General features: G+C 36.0%; 22 protein-coding genes. 13 read left to right on the top strand and 9 right to left on the bottom strand.

The window, feature by feature from the left end:
* Nucleotides 1–28: 28 nt before the first annotated feature.
* Nucleotides 29–943, bottom strand: coding sequence for an aldo/keto reductase (gene lolS / locus ACXY7N_RS09520; protein ID WP_088084322.1), 915 nt, complete (start codon nucleotides 941–943; stop codon nucleotides 29–31).
* Between the two features lie 133 nt (nucleotides 944–1076).
* The gene (mciZ, locus tag ACXY7N_RS09515) at nucleotides 1077–1211 is read right to left on the bottom strand and encodes a Z-ring formation inhibitor MciZ (protein ID WP_000870296.1); all 135 of its coding nucleotides are present in this window, start codon (nucleotides 1209–1211) and stop codon (nucleotides 1077–1079) included.
* Nucleotides 1212–1285: 74 nt separating this feature from the next.
* Here mciZ and ACXY7N_RS09510 point away from each other — a divergent pair, with 74 nt between their 5' ends.
* A complete protein-coding gene (locus tag ACXY7N_RS09510) occupies nucleotides 1286–1825 on the top strand; it encodes an NUDIX domain-containing protein (protein WP_016086419.1) in 540 nt (179 codons plus the stop codon).
* Nucleotides 1826–1849: 24 nt separating this feature from the next.
* On the opposite strand, the gene ACXY7N_RS09505 is transcribed toward ACXY7N_RS09510, so the two are convergent.
* Nucleotides 1850–2401: a GNAT family N-acetyltransferase gene (locus tag ACXY7N_RS09505; RefSeq protein ID WP_000803488.1), complete on the bottom strand. Its 552-nt coding sequence runs from the start codon at nucleotides 2399–2401 to the stop codon at nucleotides 1850–1852.
* Nucleotides 2402–2556: 155 nt separating this feature from the next.
* Here ACXY7N_RS09505 and spoIIM point away from each other — a divergent pair, with 155 nt between their 5' ends.
* The 9 genes from spoIIM to corA all read left to right on the top strand — a co-directional run bounded on the left by spoIIM (nucleotide 2557) and on the right by corA (nucleotide 10610).
* Nucleotides 2557–3174, top strand: a complete 618-nt coding sequence (gene spoIIM / locus ACXY7N_RS09500; protein ID WP_223261012.1) for a stage II sporulation protein M — start codon at nucleotides 2557–2559, stop codon at nucleotides 3172–3174.
* 106 nt (nucleotides 3175–3280) lie between these two features.
* Entirely contained in the window at nucleotides 3281–3736 is a 456-nt protein-coding gene (fur, locus tag ACXY7N_RS09495; RefSeq protein WP_000392657.1) for a ferric iron uptake transcriptional regulator, read from the top strand.
* A gap of 103 nt (nucleotides 3737–3839) precedes the next feature.
* Nucleotides 3840–4070: a YqzK family protein gene (locus tag ACXY7N_RS09490; protein WP_001250432.1), complete on the top strand. Its 231-nt coding sequence runs from the start codon at nucleotides 3840–3842 to the stop codon at nucleotides 4068–4070.
* Between the two features lie 6 nt (nucleotides 4071–4076).
* Entirely contained in the window at nucleotides 4077–4967 is an 891-nt protein-coding gene (xerD, locus tag ACXY7N_RS09485) for a site-specific tyrosine recombinase XerD (protein WP_016086422.1), read from the top strand.
* 146 nt (nucleotides 4968–5113) lie between these two features.
* Nucleotides 5114–5854 (top strand): FixH family protein, encoded by a 741-nt coding sequence (locus ACXY7N_RS09480; RefSeq protein WP_080117870.1) that lies wholly within the window; start codon nucleotides 5114–5116, stop codon nucleotides 5852–5854.
* Between the two features lie 400 nt (nucleotides 5855–6254).
* Complete coding sequence (deoB, locus tag ACXY7N_RS09475; protein WP_016086424.1) at nucleotides 6255–7439, top strand: phosphopentomutase; 1185 nt, start codon at nucleotides 6255–6257, stop codon at nucleotides 7437–7439.
* A gap of 12 nt (nucleotides 7440–7451) precedes the next feature.
* Nucleotides 7452–8273 (top strand): purine-nucleoside phosphorylase, encoded by an 822-nt coding sequence (locus ACXY7N_RS09470; RefSeq protein ID WP_016086425.1) that lies wholly within the window; start codon nucleotides 7452–7454, stop codon nucleotides 8271–8273.
* 7 nt (nucleotides 8274–8280) lie between these two features.
* Nucleotides 8281–9585 (top strand): pyrimidine-nucleoside phosphorylase, encoded by a 1305-nt coding sequence (locus ACXY7N_RS09465; RefSeq protein ID WP_016086426.1) that lies wholly within the window; start codon nucleotides 8281–8283, stop codon nucleotides 9583–9585.
* Nucleotides 9586–9647: 62 nt separating this feature from the next.
* Nucleotides 9648–10610, top strand: a complete 963-nt coding sequence (gene corA / locus ACXY7N_RS09460; RefSeq protein ID WP_016086427.1) for a magnesium/cobalt transporter CorA — start codon at nucleotides 9648–9650, stop codon at nucleotides 10608–10610.
* A 36-nt stretch (nucleotides 10611–10646) separates the two neighbouring features.
* Here corA and ACXY7N_RS09455 read toward each other — a convergent pair whose 3' ends face one another.
* The gene (locus ACXY7N_RS09455; RefSeq protein ID WP_016086428.1) at nucleotides 10647–11936 is read right to left on the bottom strand and encodes an NCS2 family permease; all 1290 of its coding nucleotides are present in this window, start codon (nucleotides 11934–11936) and stop codon (nucleotides 10647–10649) included.
* 134 nt (nucleotides 11937–12070) lie between these two features.
* Nucleotides 12071–12742 (bottom strand): SIMPL domain-containing protein, encoded by a 672-nt coding sequence (locus ACXY7N_RS09450; RefSeq protein ID WP_016086429.1) that lies wholly within the window; start codon nucleotides 12740–12742, stop codon nucleotides 12071–12073.
* Nucleotides 12743–12901: 159 nt separating this feature from the next.
* Here ACXY7N_RS09450 and ACXY7N_RS09445 point away from each other — a divergent pair, with 159 nt between their 5' ends.
* Nucleotides 12902–13321 (top strand): MarR family winged helix-turn-helix transcriptional regulator, encoded by a 420-nt coding sequence (locus ACXY7N_RS09445; RefSeq protein WP_016086430.1) that lies wholly within the window; start codon nucleotides 12902–12904, stop codon nucleotides 13319–13321.
* 102 nt (nucleotides 13322–13423) lie between these two features.
* Nucleotides 13424–13969 carry a hypothetical protein gene (locus ACXY7N_RS09440; protein WP_016086431.1) on the top strand — a complete coding sequence of 182 codons (546 nt, stop codon included), beginning with the start codon at nucleotides 13424–13426 and terminating at the stop codon, nucleotides 13967–13969.
* 24 nt (nucleotides 13970–13993) lie between these two features.
* On the opposite strand, the gene ACXY7N_RS09435 is transcribed toward ACXY7N_RS09440, so the two are convergent.
* From ACXY7N_RS09435 to ACXY7N_RS09420, 4 genes are read right to left on the bottom strand one after another with little or no spacing between them, the layout of a single operon-like run.
* Nucleotides 13994–15058 carry an ABC-2 transporter permease gene (locus ACXY7N_RS09435; RefSeq protein ID WP_016086432.1) on the bottom strand — a complete coding sequence of 355 codons (1065 nt, stop codon included), beginning with the start codon at nucleotides 15056–15058 and terminating at the stop codon, nucleotides 13994–13996.
* A 12-nt stretch (nucleotides 15059–15070) separates the two neighbouring features.
* Nucleotides 15071–16135 carry an ABC transporter permease subunit gene (locus ACXY7N_RS09430; protein ID WP_016086433.1) on the bottom strand — a complete coding sequence of 355 codons (1065 nt, stop codon included), beginning with the start codon at nucleotides 16133–16135 and terminating at the stop codon, nucleotides 15071–15073.
* On the bottom strand, nucleotides 16125–17006 hold the full coding sequence (locus tag ACXY7N_RS09425) for an ABC transporter ATP-binding protein (protein ID WP_488592371.1): 882 nt from the start codon (nucleotides 17004–17006) through the stop codon (nucleotides 16125–16127). Before ACXY7N_RS09425 ends, ACXY7N_RS09430 begins: the two co-directional genes overlap by 11 nt.
* The gene (locus ACXY7N_RS09420; RefSeq protein WP_000548032.1) at nucleotides 16972–17391 is read right to left on the bottom strand and encodes a GntR family transcriptional regulator; all 420 of its coding nucleotides are present in this window, start codon (nucleotides 17389–17391) and stop codon (nucleotides 16972–16974) included. Before ACXY7N_RS09420 ends, ACXY7N_RS09425 begins: the two co-directional genes overlap by 35 nt.
* Nucleotides 17392–17557: 166 nt before the next feature.
* Here ACXY7N_RS09420 and dacF point away from each other — a divergent pair, with 166 nt between their 5' ends.
* Nucleotides 17558–18748 carry a serine-type D-Ala-D-Ala carboxypeptidase DacF gene (gene dacF, locus ACXY7N_RS09415; protein ID WP_016135297.1) on the top strand — a complete coding sequence of 397 codons (1191 nt, stop codon included), beginning with the start codon at nucleotides 17558–17560 and terminating at the stop codon, nucleotides 18746–18748.
* Nucleotides 18749–18866: the final 118 nt, after the last annotated feature.

The raw sequence follows: 18866 nt of genomic DNA, 5'->3' as shown, positions 1-18866 counted from the left end.
AAGACGCTACCATACTGGTAGCGTCTTTTTAACGATGTAAATCATAGGTATCACATTTAGCAATTTGCTGAAGTTGTATATATTCTGCTGTTGTTAACTGTGTTTGTTTACTAGCCTGTACATTTTCCTGCAATTGTTGAATAGAGCTTGCACCAGGTATAACAGCTGCAACAGTTTCGTTATGTAAGCAATATTGAATAACTGTTCCTGTTAAAGAGCTTTCTCCGATTATTTCTTTTACACTATCCAGTGTCGCATATAATTCATCGTAAGAATAAGAAAGGTAATCCTTTTCTTTTACTCTTTCTATCTTTCTTGCATTCTTGTCAGTTAGAATTCCTTTTGCAAGTGGTCCGCGAGCAATGACGCTAATTTGATGTTCATTAAGAAGCGGGAACCATTCTTCGGGGCGACGATTTAAAAGGCTATATTCCATTAGTACACTAACGATATTTGAACGTTTTGCATACTCACGGATGACATTTGGACGTATAGAAGAAATACCGTAATGGCGAATGATACCTTCTTTTTTTAATTCTTCAAAGGCTTCAATTGTTTCATCTATAGGATCTTCAATCGTCCCGCCGTGAAGTTGATAAAGATCAATATAATCAGTTTGAAGTCTACGTAAACTTTCTTTCACTTCAGCCTTTATGTAATTCTTAGAAGGATCCCAAGACCAGCCATTTTTTTCTTCTGTCCATCGATTTCCAACCTTCGTTGTAAGAACAATTTGGTCTCGTTTCCCTTTTAAGGCTTTTCCAACAAATTCTTCGTTTAATCCATAATCATATAAATCCGCTGTATCAAAAAAATTGATTCCTAAATCGATTGCTTCATCGATAATACGCATAGCTTCTGTTTCAGATGTACCGAGAGACATGCAGCCAAGGCCCATTTCTGTAACAAACAAATCTGAGTTTCCTAATTGACGTTTTTTCATAGGTCAACCTCCTTACCTTTATTGTACGAGAGGGAAAAGAGGTTGACAAACGTTTACTTTCAATCCCACATTTACTCCCCATAAAAGTTCGATTGATATGGCTAATAATTAGAGGGGGGACGGGCCAATCCGATTAATGTTTCACTTTATTTGCTGTAATCCACTCTTGTACAGTTGTATACTCTTTGCCATATTGTTTTAGCTTATGGCGAATTTGCCATGCTTTTCCGACTAAAGTGACGCGATTTGGTAAAATATAAACTTTCATTTCTATCACGCTCCTTTCAATGTGGTAAAATGTATGAGGAAAGAATAGGAAATAGAACAGGGAGATGAAGTAGTATGAGTAATCTTGCAGAGAGAACAGTAAAAACTGAGCCAATTTTTGATGGTAGAGTTATAAAAGTTCGTGTTGATGATGTAGTATTACCAAATGGAGCAATGAGTAAACGTGAAATTGTAAATCACCCTGGTGCAGTTGCTATTATTGCTATTACTGATGAGGGGAAAATTGTGCTTGTTGAGCAGTATCGTAAAGCGCTTGAAAAGGCGATTATAGAAATTCCGGCCGGCAAGTTAGAACCTGGTGAAAAACCTGAGGTGACAGCAGTTCGTGAATTAGAAGAGGAAACAGGATATGTATGTGAAAATATGGAGTTTATTACTTCTTTCTATACATCTCCAGGATTTGCAGATGAAATTTTATATGTATATAAAGCGACAGGTTTGACGAAAAAAGAAAATAAAGCCGAGTTAGATGAAGATGAGTTTGTGGAATTGATGGAGGTATCGTTAGAAGAAGCGACTACTCTTATGAAAGATCTTCGTATTCATGATGCGAAAACAATGTTTGCAGTACAATATTTACAACTACAAAAATAAACACTCGCCAAAGGCGAGTGTTTTTTAATTGATTTTTGCGTATACGCGTGCATCACGTAAGCTACCATCTGGTGCTATGAAATCATTTTCCATTGTACCTTCTAGAATAAATTCTAAACGTTCTGCTAGGTTACATGCATTTGTATTTGTTGCATCAATACGAATTTCAATTCTTCTAGCACTTAGCTTATCAAAGGCAAATTGAATGGCACCTTTAATTGCTTCAGTCATATAGCCTTGTTTTGTATAAGCGCTATGCAGCCAGAAGTGAAGTGAAAACTTTGGAATATCCCAATTTTCAGGCTTGAGCGTTATAGCTCCGATGAATGTACCAGATACTTTATCGTATAAGTGAAAATCAAGTGTTTCACGAAGTAAAAACTGTCCGTGAGCGTTACGAACGATTTCTTCAGCACTTTCTTCTGTTTCAGCGTTAATTGGCATCCACGGTACTAAGTCTTCTAGAGAAGCTTGGATTGCTTCATACACTTCTGCACCATCACCTGGAAATGGCTTACGAACTTGTAAGCGTTCAGTTTGAAATAATGTTGGAAAATCTAATAATAATGGTTTCAAGAGAAATCCCTCCTATTCTCTACTTTTTAGTTTAGCAAAGTAGAGCGGAATTTCAATGTTAATTCGTCATACTTTTTTCTTTCTTTCATACATTTTTAGTAAGAGTGTGAACGGAGGGAAGAAAAATGTGGCGAAAAACTTGGCAAGACCGCGTAATGTCTCACATACAGGAAAACTCTTCATTATATATATTTAACGCTGTTTTATTATTGATGGGAGTAATATTTGGGGCGATTCTTGTAAATAGTTTACAATTAAATCAAAAACAAGATTTATCATTTTATTTACAACGTTTTTTTGGACAAGTTTCTAAAGGAGAATTTGCTATTGCAGGCGAAATGTTTCGAGAAAGTTACTTTTCGCAATTAAAATACATTGGATTTATTTGGATTTTGGGGATTTCAATTATTGGATTGCCACTTATTTTTATTTTATTATTTGTAAAAGGAGTAGTTGTCGGATTTACAGTAGGTTTTTTAGTAAGTCAGCATGGATGGAATGGATTATTACTAGCATTCGTTTCTGTATTGCCACAAAATCTCATTATCATTCCAGTATTTCTCGTTATGACAACAATTGCCGCAAGCTTTTCCTTACGCATGATTAGGCATCAATTTATCCGGAAAATAACCGAGCCGCTATTACCATTATTAATTCGTTATACATGCTTCTTTCTTGTAATTGGAGCGGTGTTAGCTCTTGCTTCTAGTGTAGAAGCTTATGCATCACCAGTTTTAATGAAAGAAGTCGTTGAGGCTATTAATAAACAATAAATACTTTTTGAGAATGATTATCAATTTGTTTTTATTGTTTTTCTTTTGACAGAAGCCCTTCTTCTGATATAATGGTGTAAGAGTGGCGAGGAGGGAGTAGTACCGAATGGAAGAAAGAATTGAACGAATTAAGAAGCAATTACATGCAGCGAGCTACAAATTAACACCGCAACGTGAAGCAACAGTTCGTGTGCTGCTAGAAAATGAAGAAGATCATTTAAGCGCAGAAGATGTTTACCTCCTTGTAAAAGAAAAGTCGCCAGAGATCGGATTAGCAACCGTCTATCGAACTTTAGAACTATTATCTGAGTTAAAAGTTGTCGATAAGATTAACTTCGGAGACGGTGTTTCACGCTATGACTTACGCCAAGAAGGTGCGCAGCGTTTCCACCATCATTTGATTTGTACACAATGTGGTGCTGTACAAGAAATACAAGAAGATTTACTTGGTGAAGTGGAAAGGAAAGTAGAACGTGACTGGAGCTTTAAGGTGAAAGATCATCGTTTAACATTCCATGGGATTTGTAAAAATTGTCAAGAAAATGAAACGGATGAAAAATAACCTTTTCCTATTTATCTAGGAAGAGGTTTTTTATTTGAATAAGGTATAAATTGGTGAAAGCTTGGCATATGTTGTAATAACTTATATTTTGGAGGAATTTACAATGCGCCGAGCTTTAAAATTAACTTTTGATGGAATAAAAGTATTTTTATTATTTACAAGTTGTACGATTTTGTTTTATTTCGCTATACTATGGATAAATGAAGAATATGAAAGCTATCATCGTTATGAAAAGCCAAAAGAAGAGACTGTAGAAAAAGTATCAGGGAATGAAGAGCCGGCAAAGGATGCTTTCGTAAATAGAATGATGTTTTTCTATGAAAATGGGGAGTAGTGTAGATTGGAAGATCAATTAAAAGATTTTATTCATTATATGGTTGTCGAAAAAGGGCTAGCGAAAAATACAGTTATATCTTATGAACGTGATTTAAAAAGTTATGTAAAGTATTTGCAAAATGTAGAACAAGCGAAAAGTTTTCATGAAGTGACACGCTTGCACATTGTTAATTTTCTGCAGCACTTAAAAGAAAACGGAAAATCTTCGAAAACATTAGCGCGTCATATCGCATCGATTCGTTCGTTTCATCAATTTTTACTTCGTGAACGAGCGGTAGAGCACGATCCATCCGTACATATTGAAACGCCACAAGGAGAACGGAAATTACCGAAAGTATTATCAGTCGATGAAGTAGAGGCGTTACTTCAGACACCGAAAATGACGAGTGCTTTTGGGGTTCGTGATAAAGCGATGCTAGAGTTACTGTATGCAACGGGACTTCGTGTTTCAGAATTAATTGCCTTAAATTTAGAAGATGTACATTTAACGATGGGATTTGTTCGTTGCATAGGGAAAGGGAATAAAGAAAGAATTATTCCATTAGGAAGTTTAGCGACGGAAGCGATTCAAAAGTATATTGAAAAGGGAAGAAGAGAATTGATGGGTAAAAAAGTAGTAGATGCACTCTTTTTAAACCATCATGGGAATCGATTATCAAGACAAGGTTTTTGGAAAATTTTAAAACGATTGGCGAAAGAAGCAAATATTGAAAAAGAGCTTACACCTCATACGTTGCGCCATTCTTTTGCTACGCATTTATTAGAAAATGGAGCAGACTTGCGCGCTGTGCAAGAAATGCTTGGACATGCAGATATTTCAACGACGCAAATTTATACGCATGTTTCAAAAGCTAGATTAAAAGATGTATATAAACAGTTTCATCCGAGAGCATAGTCACTATGCTCTTTTTTCATAGATTCAAAAGGCTATAGTACTTCACAGAAACTTCACAAACATTTCGTACATTGTTTTCAGCAGAAGACTAGAATATTACAATGTATTTCCTCTATACTAAATAAAGTACAAAGGAGGAAATGATGATGAAAAAACTTATTATGACTTTATTTATCGCGATGCTAGCATTGGCTGGCTGTAATACAAACAAAGAAGAACCGAAAAAAGAACAGAAACTGGAAGCTGTAAAAGTAGCAGTTCAAACAAATCCGAAAGAAATTAAACCTGGTGAAAAAACAGAAGTACAAGCACTTGTTACACAAGGAAAAGAAAAGGTAACGGATGCTGATGATGTAAAGTTCGAAATTTGGAAAGCTGGCGAAGAAAAGCGCGAGATGTTAGATGGGAAGCATAAAGGAAAAGGTGTTTATGCTGTAGAGAAAACGTTTGAAACGGATGGAGTATATCATATTATCGCTCACACAAATGCGCGTGAAATGCATGTTATGCCAGAAGTGAAAGTCGCTGTAGGAAATGCGAAAGTAGAAGATGTGAAAAAAGAAAATAGTGATCACGGTGCAGGGCACGGCGATCATAAAAGCGATACAATGATCCACCTTATGGCTGGTGACATAAAAGCAAATGCAGAATCAACAATGAAAGTTCATTTAAAACAAAAAGAAGAAGCGTTAACTGGTGCTGAAGTACAACTTGAGATTTGGAAAGATGGTGTTGAAAAGCACGAATTTATTCCAGCGAAAGAAGGAAATAAAGGAGAGTATGAAACGAAACATACTTTCAAAGAAAACGGTTCTTACAAAGTGAAAGTTCATGTTAAAAAAGGTGAACTGCATGAACATAAAGAAGAAACAGTAGAAGTAAAATAAAAAGTAGCTCTTTAGAGCTGCTTTTTATTTTTATCTCGCTATTTGTGGGCTAATGAAAGTTTCATTTTATATGAAGAAATAAATCATAAAATAATTAGCACTTCTTTGCATAATGGATTACAATAGAAGTGTGAAGAAAATGAGAAATTCTACGAAAATGTATTAAAAAGAAAGCGTAAACATGTTATGATATCAGTATCAGATGTCTGACATCTGACTTAGAAAAAACTAGAAATGTTTTTGAGGCGTTTCAAAAGAAACGAAATAGGTTAGAGAGTCATTTAAAGAAGTACTGTTTGATAATGAGAACGAAAGATAATTCTTATGGAGAACAGTTTCACTTTATAGCGTTTTGAACATACTACAAGAAGTAGAACTGAACTTATAGGAGGTCGCAGTTATGAATAAATATAAACGTATATTCCTAGTCGTAATGGACTCAGTTGGAATCGGTGAAGCACCAGATGCTGAACAATTTGGTGATTTAGGATCGGACACAATTGGTCACATTGCTGAACATATGAATGGGTTACAAATGCCTAACATGGTGAAATTAGGTCTTGGTAACATTCGTGAAATGAAAGGCATCTCTAAAGTAGAAAAACCACTTGGATATTATACAAAAATGCAAGAAAAATCTACTGGTAAAGATACAATGACAGGTCACTGGGAAATTATGGGTCTTTACATTGATACACCATTTCAAGTGTTCCCAGAAGGATTCCCAAAAGAATTACTTGATGAATTAGAAGAAAAAACAGGCCGTAAAATCATCGGTAATAAACCAGCTTCTGGAACTGAGATTCTTGATGAACTTGGTCAAGAACAAATGGAAACAGGCTCTTTAATTGTTTACACTTCTGCTGATAGCGTTCTGCAAATCGCAGCACACGAAGAAGTGGTGCCGCTTGATGAGTTATATAAAATTTGTAAAATTGCACGTGAATTAACGTTAGATGAGAAGTACATGGTAGGTCGCGTTATCGCTCGTCCATTCGTTGGTGAGCCTGGAAACTTTACACGTACACCAAACCGTCATGATTATGCATTAAAACCATTTGGCCGTACGGTAATGAATGAATTAAAAGATAGTGACTACGATGTAATTGCTATCGGTAAAATCTCTGACATTTATGATGGTGAAGGGGTAACTGAATCGCTTCGTACGAAGTCTAACATGGATGGAATGGATAAACTTGTAGATACATTAAATATGGACTTTACAGGTCTTAGCTTCTTAAACTTAGTCGACTTTGATGCACTATTTGGGCACCGCCGTGATCCACAAGGATACGGAGAAGCTCTGCAAGAGTATGATGCTCGTCTTCCAGAAGTATTCGAAAAACTAAAAGAAGATGATTTATTATTAATTACAGCAGACCATGGTAATGATCCAGTTCACCACGGTACTGATCATACACGTGAATATGTACCGTTATTAGCATATAGCCCAAGCATGAAAGATGGCGGACAAGAATTATCACTTCGCCAAACATTTGCTGATATTGGTGCAACTGTAGCAGAAAACTTCGGTGTGAAAATGCCAGAATACGGAACAAGCTTCTTAAACGAGCTAAAGAAATAGGGGGATAAACAAATGAATCGTGAACTTATTACAAAATCAGCTTCATACTTAAAAGAGAAATTTCAAGAGACACCACAAGTAGGACTAATCCTTGGATCTGGACTAGGTGTATTAGCAGAAGAAATCGAGAACGCAGTAACAGTACCATACAGTGAAATCCCTGAATTCCCAGTATCAACTGTAGAAGGTCATGCAGGTCAACTAGTATTCGGTACACTTCAAGGTGTAACAGTAGTAGCAATGCAAGGACGTTTCCACTTCTATGAAGGATACGACATGCAAAAAGTAACATTCCCAGTTCGTGTTATGAAAGAACTAGGTGTAGAAACAGTTGTTGTAACAAATGCAGCTGGTGGTGTAAATACATCATTTGAGCCAGGCGATCTTATGTTAATTTCAGACCACATTAACTTCATGGGTACAAATCCATTAATCGGACCAAATGATTCTGAAATGGGTGTACGTTTCCCTGATATGTCTACATCATATACAGTAGAGCTTCGCGAAATGGCGAAACAAGTTGCAGCAGACTTAAATATTAAAGTACAAGAAGGTGTATACGTTGGAATGACAGGTCCTGTATATGAAACGCCTGCTGAAATTCGTATGCTTCGTACACTTGGCGGAGATGCAGTTGGTATGTCAACAGTACCTGAAGTAATTGTAGCTCGTCATGCTGGTATGAAAGTACTGGGTATTTCTTGTATTTCAAATATGGCAGCTGGTATTTTAGATCAGCCACTTCACCACGATGAAGTAATCGAAACGACAGAACGTGTTAAAGCTAACTTCTTAGCATTAGTAAAAGCAATCGTAAAACAAATGAAGGGGTGACCTCACAATGAGAATGGTGGACCTAATTGCAAAAAAACGTGACGGACATGCATTAACGACAGAAGAAATTAACTTTATTGTTGAAGGATATACGAATGGGAATATTCCTGATTATCAAGTAAGTTCACTTGCAATGGCAATTTTCTTCCAAGATATGAACGATCAAGAACGTGCTGATTTAACGATGGCAATGGTAAATAGTGGTGATACAATCGATTTATCAGCTATTGAAGGGGTAAAAGTAGATAAGCACTCAACAGGTGGTGTTGGTGATACAACGACACTTGTATTAGGTCCATTAGTAGCCGCTTTAGGTGTACCGGTTGCAAAAATGTCTGGACGTGGTTTAGGCCATACTGGTGGTACAATTGATAAATTAGAAGCAGTTCCAGGATTCCATGTTGAAATCGAAAATGATGAATTCATGCGTCTTGTAAATGAAAACAAAATCGCTGTTATCGGTCAAAGTGGAAACTTAACACCTGCGGATAAAAAGTTGTATGCACTTCGTGATGTAACGGCAACAGTAAACTCAATCCCGCTTATTGCAAGCTCGATTATGAGTAAAAAAATTGCTGCTGGTGCAGATGCAATTGTTCTTGATGTAAAAACTGGAGCAGGTGCATTTATGAAAACAGATGAAGATGCAAAACGTTTAGCAGAAGCAATGGTGCGCATTGGCAATAACGTTGGTCGTAATACGATGGCTGTTATTTCTGATATGAGTCAACCACTTGGTGAGGCTATTGGTAACGCGCTTGAAGTACAAGAAGCAATTGATACATTACAAGGTAAAGGACCGAAAGATTTAGAAGAGTTATGTTTAACACTTGGAAGTCAAATGGTATACCTTGCTGGACAAGCTTCCTCTTTAGAAGATGCGCGTGAAAAATTAATTGAAGTAATGAACAACGGTAAAGCGCTAGAATCATTTAAAACGTTCTTATCAGCGCAAGGCGGAGATGCATCTGTTGTTGATGATCCTTCTAAATTGCCACAAGCACAATTCAAAATTGAAGTGGAAGCGAAAGAAGACGGTTATGTATCAGAAATCGTTGCAGATGAAATCGGAACAGCAGCAATGCTTTTAGGAGCAGGACGTGCGACGAAGGAATCTGAAATTGATTTAGCAGTTGGCTTAATGCTTCGCAAAAAAGTAGGGGACAGCGTGAAAAAAGGTGAATCCCTTGTTACAATTTACGCAAACCGCGAAAATGTGGAAGATGTAAAAGCAAAAATTTATGAGAACATGAAGATTGCTAACGAACATGTAGATGCACCAACATTAGTGCACGGCATCGTTACTGAATAATAAAAAAGAGCCAGGGAGTATTTCTCCTTGGCTTTTTTTACTATTTTTTGTTTATAATAATAATGGGTGAAATTATGATTAGAATTTGTGCAATAACAAAAGCAGATGAAGTATTATATGATGTTTCGCTAGAAGAAACAAAGAAAGACCATATTGTATGGTATTGGCTAGATTTATATAAGCCAACGAAAGAAGAGTATACATACATTTTGCAAGATCATTTTAAGTTCCATCCCCTTGCAATTGAAGACTGTATAGAATATGTACAGAGGCCAAAAGTTGATTTTTATGATGGATATAACTTTTTAGTTCTTCATGCATTTGGTGAGGATGGATTAGAACCGCACGAGATCGATTTATTTATTAGTGACCGTTATATTGTTTCTTTCCATTTTTCTCATAACAATGCAATCGAGAGAGTATGGAAAACACTTGGAGAAAAGAAGCGTATTAAAAATAGTCCTTTACACGTAGCACATACAATTATCGACCAAATTGTAGATGACTATTTTGCGCCTGTCTATTACATTGAGGATCATTTAAATGCAATTGATGATAATTTAACGGGTGAGACAGCAGGAAGTGTACTAGAAGAAGTATTTGATATACGTGCAGATTTATCGAAGCTAAGGCGTACAATCATTCCGATGCGTGATTTATTGTATCGTATTTTAAATTCGACTCGTTTTTACGGTATAAGTGATCATGAGATTTATTTTAAAGATATACATGACCATTTGCTTAAACTGACAGAAATGATTGAGGCAAGCCGCGAGTTAACGGCAGATATTCGAGATAGCTATTTTTCATTAAACTCACATCATATGAATAACATTATGAAAACATTAACGGTCTTCTCAACTATTTTCATGCCACTAACATTTATCGCAGGAGTATATGGGATGAACTTTTCACATATGCCAGAGCTTGGTGGGAAGTATAGTTATTTTATTTGTCTATTGTTAATGGCGTTAATTGGTGGCGGAATGATGGCCTGGTTTTATAAAAAGGGCTGGTTTAAATAAAAAAACACCGAGGTATTCACCTCGGTGTTTTTTTATTTAACCAATAGCATGTAATACAAACATGGCTAAGAATAAGCATGTAATGATATACATAGACGGTGCGACTTCTTTACGCTTTCCAAGAGCAACTTTTAAGATAGGATAAGCAATAAATCCGAACGCAATGCCATCAGCGATACTATATGTGAGCGGGATCATGATGATAATTAAGAACGCTGGAAATCCTTCTGAAAAATCGTTCAGAGGAATTTGTTGAATGCTTGTAATCATCAGGCCGCCAATAATAATTAAGATTGGTGCAATGGCACTATCAGGAATTAGTTTGACAAACGGAAGTGCAAACAGTGATGCAAAGAATAACAAACCTGTAACGATAGACGTCAGACCTGTCTTTCCGCCTGCAGTAATACCTGCGGCACTCTCTACTGTTGATACGGTAGGGCTTGTGCCAAATAGACCACATGTCATTGCTGAAATTGCATTGGCTTGGTAAGCACGTGGGAATTTACGGTCATCTTCTAATAAACCGTGTAGAAGTCCCATGTTCTCAAAAATAAGCACCATGCTTAAGGAGAATGTTGCAATCCAAAACGGTAAGGAAGAAAGTTTGCCAAATGACATAGCTCCAAACACATCGCCGTAATTAGCGAATGAGAATGAACTATTTCCGATTTGACTTGTATCAACAAGACCAAATAGCCATGCAATACCAGTTCCTATTGCAATCGTCCATAAAAAGTTTCCACGTACGTTACGAATAAATAGTACAAGTGCAACGATAAGAGTAAGTAGTGTCGCAAGAACGACAGGGTTACTTAATTTACCCATTGCAACAGCAGTATTTGGATTCGAAACGACTAAACCACCTTTTTGCAATCCGATAAACGCTAAAAATAATCCGATGCCGACAGTAATAGCTTCCTTTAATGACTTTGGAATCGATACTGAGAGCACGCGAGCGATTGGTGTAAACGCAGCAATTGCAAAAATAATACCAGAGATGAAGACAGCTGCTAATGCTTCCTGCCAAGCTAATCCGAGCGTATGCACAGCAGTGTACGTGAAGAATGCATTTACACCCATACCAGGGACAAGAATAGCAGGTGCATTTGCCCAAAATGCCATGAGCAGACATCCGACAAATGAACTGAAAACAGTTGCTAAAATTCCAGCTTCAAGAGGAATGCCAGCATCTGATAAAATTGACGCATTTACAATCATAATATATACGATCGTGAAAAATGACGTAACTCCAGCTAAAACTTCTTGTTTTGGTGATGTTTCGTGTAAACCTAATTTAAATGTACTTTCAAGTATTCCTTTCATGTTAAACCTTCTTTTTCATATCCCTCTCCCACCCGTGATATCTCTTTTGTAAGAGCTCACCGTCCTTTATTATATCAGAACATCATGTTTTTACAACAAGGAAAATGATAACGTTTACTTATAAATAAAATTATTTATAAATACGTAAAAATCGCTCGTATTGTGGAAATGATCTCTAGTTCTCCCGATTGAATGGGCGGGGCTGCCTGTGCATGTAAAGTAGCATAGGATGTCACTTCCCTTGGTAACTGGGCAGATTCTTCAACGAATGAGAGTGGAACAGGATTAATGTTTAAATTGTATGTACTCGCAATAGCACGAGCTTTTTCTACCGCTTGTTGCAGAGCTTGAATGAGAGCTTGCTCATAATATTTATTTGGATGCGATATTCGAAAACGTAATCCCTTTGCTAAGTTTGCTCCATTTGAAACGGCTATATCATATACTTCCCCTGCTTTTTGTACATTTAAAACGGTAATTTCATACAAATGTTCCACACGGTATCCTTGTAGTAATGCTTTATCATTTACATACTCGTATTGAGGAGTGATTGTATAAGAAATCGTTTCTATGTCTTTATCAGCAATACCAAGCTGTTTAAGTGCATCCAGCAATTGTTTTGATTGCACTGCATTTTCTTCTTGTGCTTGTTTCACATTTTTACTATCAGTTCGAATGCCAAGTGTTAATATAACAACATTGGGTTTCGCTTTGACAACACCTTCACCTTGTACAGTAATAGTCGCTTCTTTACCAGTATTAGCTGTGCGTACGTTGTGTAAATAAGGATTCATTCCACCCTGCATTTTCCATCACCATCCTTTTTATATGTATATGTGTGAACAAAAAAGAAATTTATATGAAAAAAGTTACATAAATGAGAATGTAGAGGAAAGAAAGCATATACAACATAGGTATTTATAGATTATAATATGTGTAAATATGATAAAAAAGGGACGAGGCTAGTGAACGACAAAAGAGAAACACTGATTTTAGAGTTATCCGGATCATTTAGAAAGATGATACGTTTATTACAAAATGATATTAATACACGTTTTGCAGAACATATGCCATATAATGAATTTTCTGTATTACGTGCGTTATTTTTAAACAGTCCACAGATGGCTTCGCAAATTGCGAGTGAAGTAAACGTAACCTCCAGTCATATTACAGCTGTTACTGATCGTCTCGTACGAAAAGGGTTTGTAGAAAGAAAGCGTTCAAATTCAGACCGTCGTATCGTGTACTTAGAAATTACAGAACACGGAAGAGAAGTAACTGAAAAACTTGAAGCTGTGCGTAAAGAATATTATAAAGAGAGATTTAAAGGTTGGAGCGACCAAGAAATCGAAATGGTGTTAGAGCTATTTGGCCGCGTATTATAATAAATGAGGATAGGAAGCGGAAGCTTTCCTATCCTTTTTCTTTTGAATAAAAACATTTTGAAACTCCAATACTTTAATTAAAAAGAATCGGAGTGAAAAATTATGAAACGTATTTGTACGCTTTTCATTGTGATTGGAAGTTTTTTCTGCTTTCATCAATTCGCGAATGCCGCTACGCCTCTTCAAGTCGTTCAAAAAGAATTACAACATATTTCAAATAAGCAACCTGTTTTATATTCGAAACTATGGATTCGTTCTATGCAGAACGCTATTTTATTTCATCATAGTGACAACATTCGGCATGAAGATACGATCAGTAATGTAACAAAGTCTTCTCTTGTAAAAGTAAAACAACTTCCACTTCAGAAAGCATCGCAGTACATCCCGAGGTTATCGCAATATATTTCTAAGTTTGAGGCTGAGAATGTGCAAGTGTATTATGTTGCAGCTCGTTATGAAGTGAAAAAAGAAAATCCGTATCAATTAAATGGAATGAATTATTTTATGCAAGTGTTTATTCAACAAGGGGGAGAATGGAGAATTGCTGAAAGTATAGTTGCTCCAACAGATCAAATCGTGGCAAATGGTGATGGGTTTGGAACGAAGCAAGAAAAAGAGTATGGGAAAAGAAGAGAGAATGTGAAATAACCTCCTCGTCAAGAGGAGGTTATATTATTTGAAATTCCAAGAGACTTTCCATTTTAATATTTTAGGTAGGAAGAAATACGTAATGAAACTAGTCACCAAAAATCCGATGTAAAAGCTGGACAATGACTGCGCGCGACTTAGCATTAAACCTCCAACGATACCACCAAAGAAAATCGCACAAGCCAATACTACTTTTTGTAGTTTCGGATATAATAAGTAGTTACCATTTCGTTCATTGACTGAACGGGCATATAAATATATACCGAGTGGTAATAAAATAATGATATGTGCGATAGGTCCAATCAATGTTTTTACCGGTGGAATCTTTGTAAAGTTTGGTTCGTTATGACGTACTCCATCTTCATCAGTATAAGCGCTTTGAGGACTGTAATTAAAGCGAATGGCAAAATCTTCTGCTGGACTAGAAATACGTATGTTTTCCATCACATCATGTATAAGACCATTGTCCTCATGAAATTCAGTGTTTGAGTGAACTGCAATGACTCCTGAGATGAGTGATGGAAGTAAAGCTGGGAAGATTAATATAGCTGTAGTGAGAAATCCTTGCGATATAACATTCCCTGCAATTGTACCTATACATAAGGCAAGTGTATAAATAGCAATTAATACAATTAACATGTATATAAAGTAACTATGAAAGGGGGAGAATACTTGATATTTATTATGAAAAGTTAACTTTTTCATAATAGCAAATAGTCCCCAGTTTAAAACGACAACAGCGGCGATATTACAGATTCCAAACAACCACTTTGTTATATAGAGGTGTGAACGTTTAAAGGGCATAGACCATAGCAAGTCGCTAGAGTTATCTTGTCTTTCCCATCCAATTAACGTACAAGCTAGCACGATAAGTACACTACCTAACAGCATGACAGGATCTAGTAGTGTTAAATCAAAGGTGTAATGATATATATAGTTCCACTTTTTATTGTCATTTAGAAATTGTTCCTCTTGAATAGAAGTCATATAGTAGTAATATGACAAAGTATAGAAGCTGACGAGCCAAAATAACCAAACAACATACTTACTTTGGTGATACGTTCTTAGCCATAGAGCTTTTTGAAACATAGGATCTCTCCTTTAAAAAACTTTATAATTTGTTAGGCGTGATAATATAACATAAGTAATGATTCCAGTTAGAAACAAACCGATATAGTAGCTAGGTAAGAAATGAAAATGGTTTATTTTATAGCCGCCTAGTAATGCAAAGTAAATGGTTGTCCCCCATATCCATATTCGTAAATGCTTTTGGAAAATAAATATCTTCTGACCGTTTTCATTTGGCGATCGTGTATATAAATATGTCCCAAGTAGTAAATAAAATATCGTATAGAAAATAGGGACTAACATTGATTTGGCTGAATAATATATATGAGATGCTGGATCTCTTAAAGTAGTTGGATTGTTCTCGATCTTACGGGATTCCGGATCATAGTAATAATTGATAGAAAAGTGATTAGTTGGTGCAACTATATTTGTTTTTTGATTGATTTCATAAAGTTGTCGATATAAGTTTTCATTTTTAATATTTGCAGCGTCTAAATGGTTTATTGTAAAAGTGTATAGTAATGTAATAAATGTAACCCCTGCTAGTAACCACGGAACACAAAAAACAACCTGCGAAACAACGCTTCCAGTAAAAGTACCGATGCATAGTGCAGCTGTATATACTGCAACATAAGAAACAATCGCATAAAGAAAGTATCGATGAAATGGACTAAATGATTGATAATCAAAATGAATGGTTGTTCTATAAATCACATACATAAGAATCCAATTTACAAGTAAAGAGCTTACAATACAAAAGGAACCGAAAGTCCATTTAGATAAGAAAACGTCTTGTCTTTTAAAAGGCATCGTCATAAGTAGTGTATTAGATTGGTTGCTACGTTCCCATCCTATCAATAAGCAGGCTAAAGCAATGATAAGAACAGTTAACCAAAAACTATTACCTTCTCCTGAAGAAAAGGTATAAAAATAATAATACTGTTTCCCTTTTTCTTGTAATTCGTAATACGCATCAAGTTGTTGCTGAGCACTTCTATAGTAGCCAAAAGGTAACAAGTAAAGCGAACTAAAGAAGAATAGTAACACAGCATATTTCCCGCGCTTCCAATTCCACATCCACAACGCCTTATGAAACATACCCATCCTCCTCCAGTGTCGTAACGAAGACATCTTCAAGTGACATTGTTAATTCTTCAATGAGTATAGGTTGTTCTTTATAAAATTTCTCCAGTGTTGTAGCCACATTTCCCTCAATTAAGATTGTATATACTTTTCCTGTTTGATTTAATATTTTAATATTGCTTAAGTTTTCTAGTTTTTGAGGTAATGAACGTTCATAAGCTACTTGGATTTTAGCAAATCGTGATTTTGCATCGTCTAGTGATGTAATAGAAGATATAGTATGGCCTTTTAATATAATGATTGTATCTGCAATTTGTTCCACTTCATCTAAATGGTGAGTTGAGATGAAAATGGTAATCTCTTTTTCTGCAACTTCTCCAACGAGAAACTGTAAAATTTGTCTTTTCACGATAGGATCAAGTCCGTTTGTCGGTTCATCTAAAATGATATATTCTGCTTTTGCAGCAACGGCTAAAATGATGGCAAGCAGTGCTTTCATTCCTTTTGAGTAACTACGAATTCGTTTGTTTGGTAAGTTAAAACGTTCTAATAGCTCATAGAAATGTGTTTCATCAAATGCGGCATAAACTGCTTTATAAAACTTTACAATTTCTTTTATCGTATAGCCGTTCAGTATGTTAGTAGAATCCGGGACATATACGATTTTTTGTTTTGTCTCAGGATTTTTATGAATGTCGGTATCCTCATATGTAACAGTTCCCACATCGGGGTCTAAAATGCCGACCATCGTTCGCAATAAAGTTGTTTTCCCCGCACCGTTTCTTCCGAGTAATCCGACAATACTTCCTCTTTGTAATGTGAAAGAAACATCGTCTAAAATCGTTTGATTATCAATCGTTTTCTTCAAGTTTGTCACTTTCAGCATCCGCATTTCCTCCAATCTCTTTGTAATATGAATCTATCCAATCATGAATTTTATCTTTCGTAACACCAAGATAAGAGGCTTCTAATAGTAATTGATGAAATTGCTTTTCAACCATAGCGATTTTCCTTTCGTCTAATGTTGGGGTAATCGATTGGGATACAAATGTTCCTTTTCCTCGTAATGTTTCAATAATCCCTTGTCGCTCTAACTCTTGGTACGCCTTACTCACTGTATTTGGATTTATAACGAGTAAAGAAGCGAGTTCGCGTACAGAAGGTAGTTTGTCACTTGGAGCTAACATGTTCTTCAATACGAGTTCTTTTATATTTTGAACAATTTGTTCCCATATCGGAGTGTTGCTTCTTGGATCAAGTTGAATATGCAAGAGCAATGTCTCCTTTCTGACTTGTATTAAGTGTACTACTCGATGTAATACACTTAATACAATATAGGTGATGAATGTATTTGTCAACTGAAAATATTAGAAAAATATGGTATTAAAAAATAAAAAATTGGAAAAAATAGGTCTGATATAGAATGGAGGGTTAGTCATGAAGCGAGTTTTTGGAATACTTGTTTGTTTCATGTTATTGCTTTCTGGTACTTCAGTTAGTTTCGCACAATCTGAGAAAACGAAGCAGGAGAAAACAGAAGAAACAACGCCGAAGTTAGCGGAACAAGCGTCGTCAGCAATTGTAATTGAACAAGATACAGGTAAAGTTTTGTTTGATAAAAATCCAAATGAGAAGTTACCACCTGCTAGTATGACGAAGATTATGACAATGCTATTAATTATGGAACAAGTTGAAAAAGGAAAACTAAAACTGACCGATAAAGTTAGAGCAAGTGAGCATGCAGCTTCAATGGGTGGATCACAAATCTTTTTAGAGCCTGGAGAAGAGATGACTGTAAATGAAATGCTAAAAGGTATTGCCATTGCATCTGGAAATGATGCATCTGTTGCAGTAGCGGAGCATATCGCTGGTTCAGAAGAAGGTTTTGTAAATATGATGAACAAAAAAGCGAAAGATTTAGGACTGAAAAATACTCATTTTCAAAACCCAACAGGTCTTCCGGCTAAAGACCACTATTCCACAGCGAATGATATGGCTATAATGGCGAAAGAATTGATGAAGTACCCACTTATTCGCAAATATACCGGTAAATACGAAGACTATTTACGAGAAGATACGGATAAGAAGTTTTGGCTCGTTAATACGAATAAGCTAGTACGTTTTTATCCTGGAGTAGATGGTGTAAAAACGGGCTTTACGACAGAAGCAAAATATTGTTTAACAGCATCGGCTGAAAAAAATGGCATGCGTGTTATTTCAGTTGTTATGGGAGCACCTACATCGAAAGAACGGAACAACCAAGTAACGAAGCTTCTTGACTACGCATTTGGACAATATATGACAAAGAAATTGTATACGCGTGGAGAAAAAATTAAGACTGTTCAAGTAGGAAAAGGGAAAAAACAAAAGGTAGATTTAGTCGCGTCAGACAATGTGTCTCTTCTTATGAAGAAGGGCGACAATATGGACAAAGTTAAACAAGAAGTAATTGCTGAAAAGAAAGTGAAAGCGCCGATTAAAAAAGGTGACGCACTTGGTACACTTGTTATTAAAAAAGATAAAGATGTTTTATTAAAACAAACTATTGTAGCAAAAGAAGATGTTGCTGCAGCGAGCTGGTGGGAGTTATTTAAAAGAAGTTTTGGGATGTTTTCAACATCAAAATAGCGGCAAACATTTTGCCGCTTTTCTATTCTTATGAAAGTAAATAATTGTTGAATGGTTTCACTTTATGGCGAAATAGTTCTTCTTTTGTCAGTAGGAAGGATTCTTATGTTGTATCACG

The sequence above is a fragment of the Bacillus sp. 5w2 genome (assembly GCF_054353775.1).
Note: the sequence above shows the minus strand (reverse complement) of the source record. Positions and strands in the feature narration are given on the sequence as shown.

What these genes read in the sequence shown, in the direction of transcription:
- ACXY7N_RS09455 (WP_016086428.1), bottom strand. Translation starts at nt 11,936, where the DNA reads ATGAAAGGAATACTTGAAAGTACATTTAAATTAGGTTTACACGAAACA.
- dacF (WP_016135297.1), top strand. Translation starts at nt 17,558, where the DNA reads ATGAAGCGAGTTTTTGGAATACTTGTTTGTTTCATGTTATTGCTTTCT.
- mciZ (WP_000870296.1), bottom strand. Translation starts at nt 1,211, where the DNA reads ATGAAAGTTTATATTTTACCAAATCGCGTCACTTTAGTCGGAAAAGCA.
- fur (WP_000392657.1), top strand. Translation starts at nt 3,281, where the DNA reads ATGGAAGAAAGAATTGAACGAATTAAGAAGCAATTACATGCAGCGAGC.
- lolS (WP_088084322.1), bottom strand. Translation starts at nt 943, where the DNA reads ATGAAAAAACGTCAATTAGGAAACTCAGATTTGTTTGTTACAGAAATG.
- ACXY7N_RS09440 (WP_016086431.1), top strand. Translation starts at nt 13,424, where the DNA reads ATGAAACGTATTTGTACGCTTTTCATTGTGATTGGAAGTTTTTTCTGC.
- ACXY7N_RS09510 (WP_016086419.1), top strand. Translation starts at nt 1,286, where the DNA reads ATGAGTAATCTTGCAGAGAGAACAGTAAAAACTGAGCCAATTTTTGAT.
- ACXY7N_RS09480 (WP_080117870.1), top strand. Translation starts at nt 5,114, where the DNA reads ATGAAAAAACTTATTATGACTTTATTTATCGCGATGCTAGCATTGGCT.
- ACXY7N_RS09435 (WP_016086432.1), bottom strand. Translation starts at nt 15,058, where the DNA reads ATGTTTCAAAAAGCTCTATGGCTAAGAACGTATCACCAAAGTAAGTAT.
- ACXY7N_RS09490 (WP_001250432.1), top strand. Translation starts at nt 3,840, where the DNA reads ATGCGCCGAGCTTTAAAATTAACTTTTGATGGAATAAAAGTATTTTTA.
- spoIIM (WP_223261012.1), top strand. Translation starts at nt 2,557, where the DNA reads ATGTCTCACATACAGGAAAACTCTTCATTATATATATTTAACGCTGTT.
- ACXY7N_RS09425 (WP_488592371.1), bottom strand. Translation starts at nt 17,006, where the DNA reads ATGCTGAAAGTGACAAACTTGAAGAAAACGATTGATAATCAAACGATT.
- ACXY7N_RS09430 (WP_016086433.1), bottom strand. Translation starts at nt 16,135, where the DNA reads ATGTTTCATAAGGCGTTGTGGATGTGGAATTGGAAGCGCGGGAAATAT.
- deoB (WP_016086424.1), top strand. Translation starts at nt 6,255, where the DNA reads ATGAATAAATATAAACGTATATTCCTAGTCGTAATGGACTCAGTTGGA.
- ACXY7N_RS09450 (WP_016086429.1), bottom strand. Translation starts at nt 12,742, where the DNA reads ATGCAGGGTGGAATGAATCCTTATTTACACAACGTACGCACAGCTAAT.
- corA (WP_016086427.1), top strand. Translation starts at nt 9,648, where the DNA reads ATGGGTGAAATTATGATTAGAATTTGTGCAATAACAAAAGCAGATGAA.
- ACXY7N_RS09465 (WP_016086426.1), top strand. Translation starts at nt 8,281, where the DNA reads ATGAGAATGGTGGACCTAATTGCAAAAAAACGTGACGGACATGCATTA.
- ACXY7N_RS09470 (WP_016086425.1), top strand. Translation starts at nt 7,452, where the DNA reads ATGAATCGTGAACTTATTACAAAATCAGCTTCATACTTAAAAGAGAAA.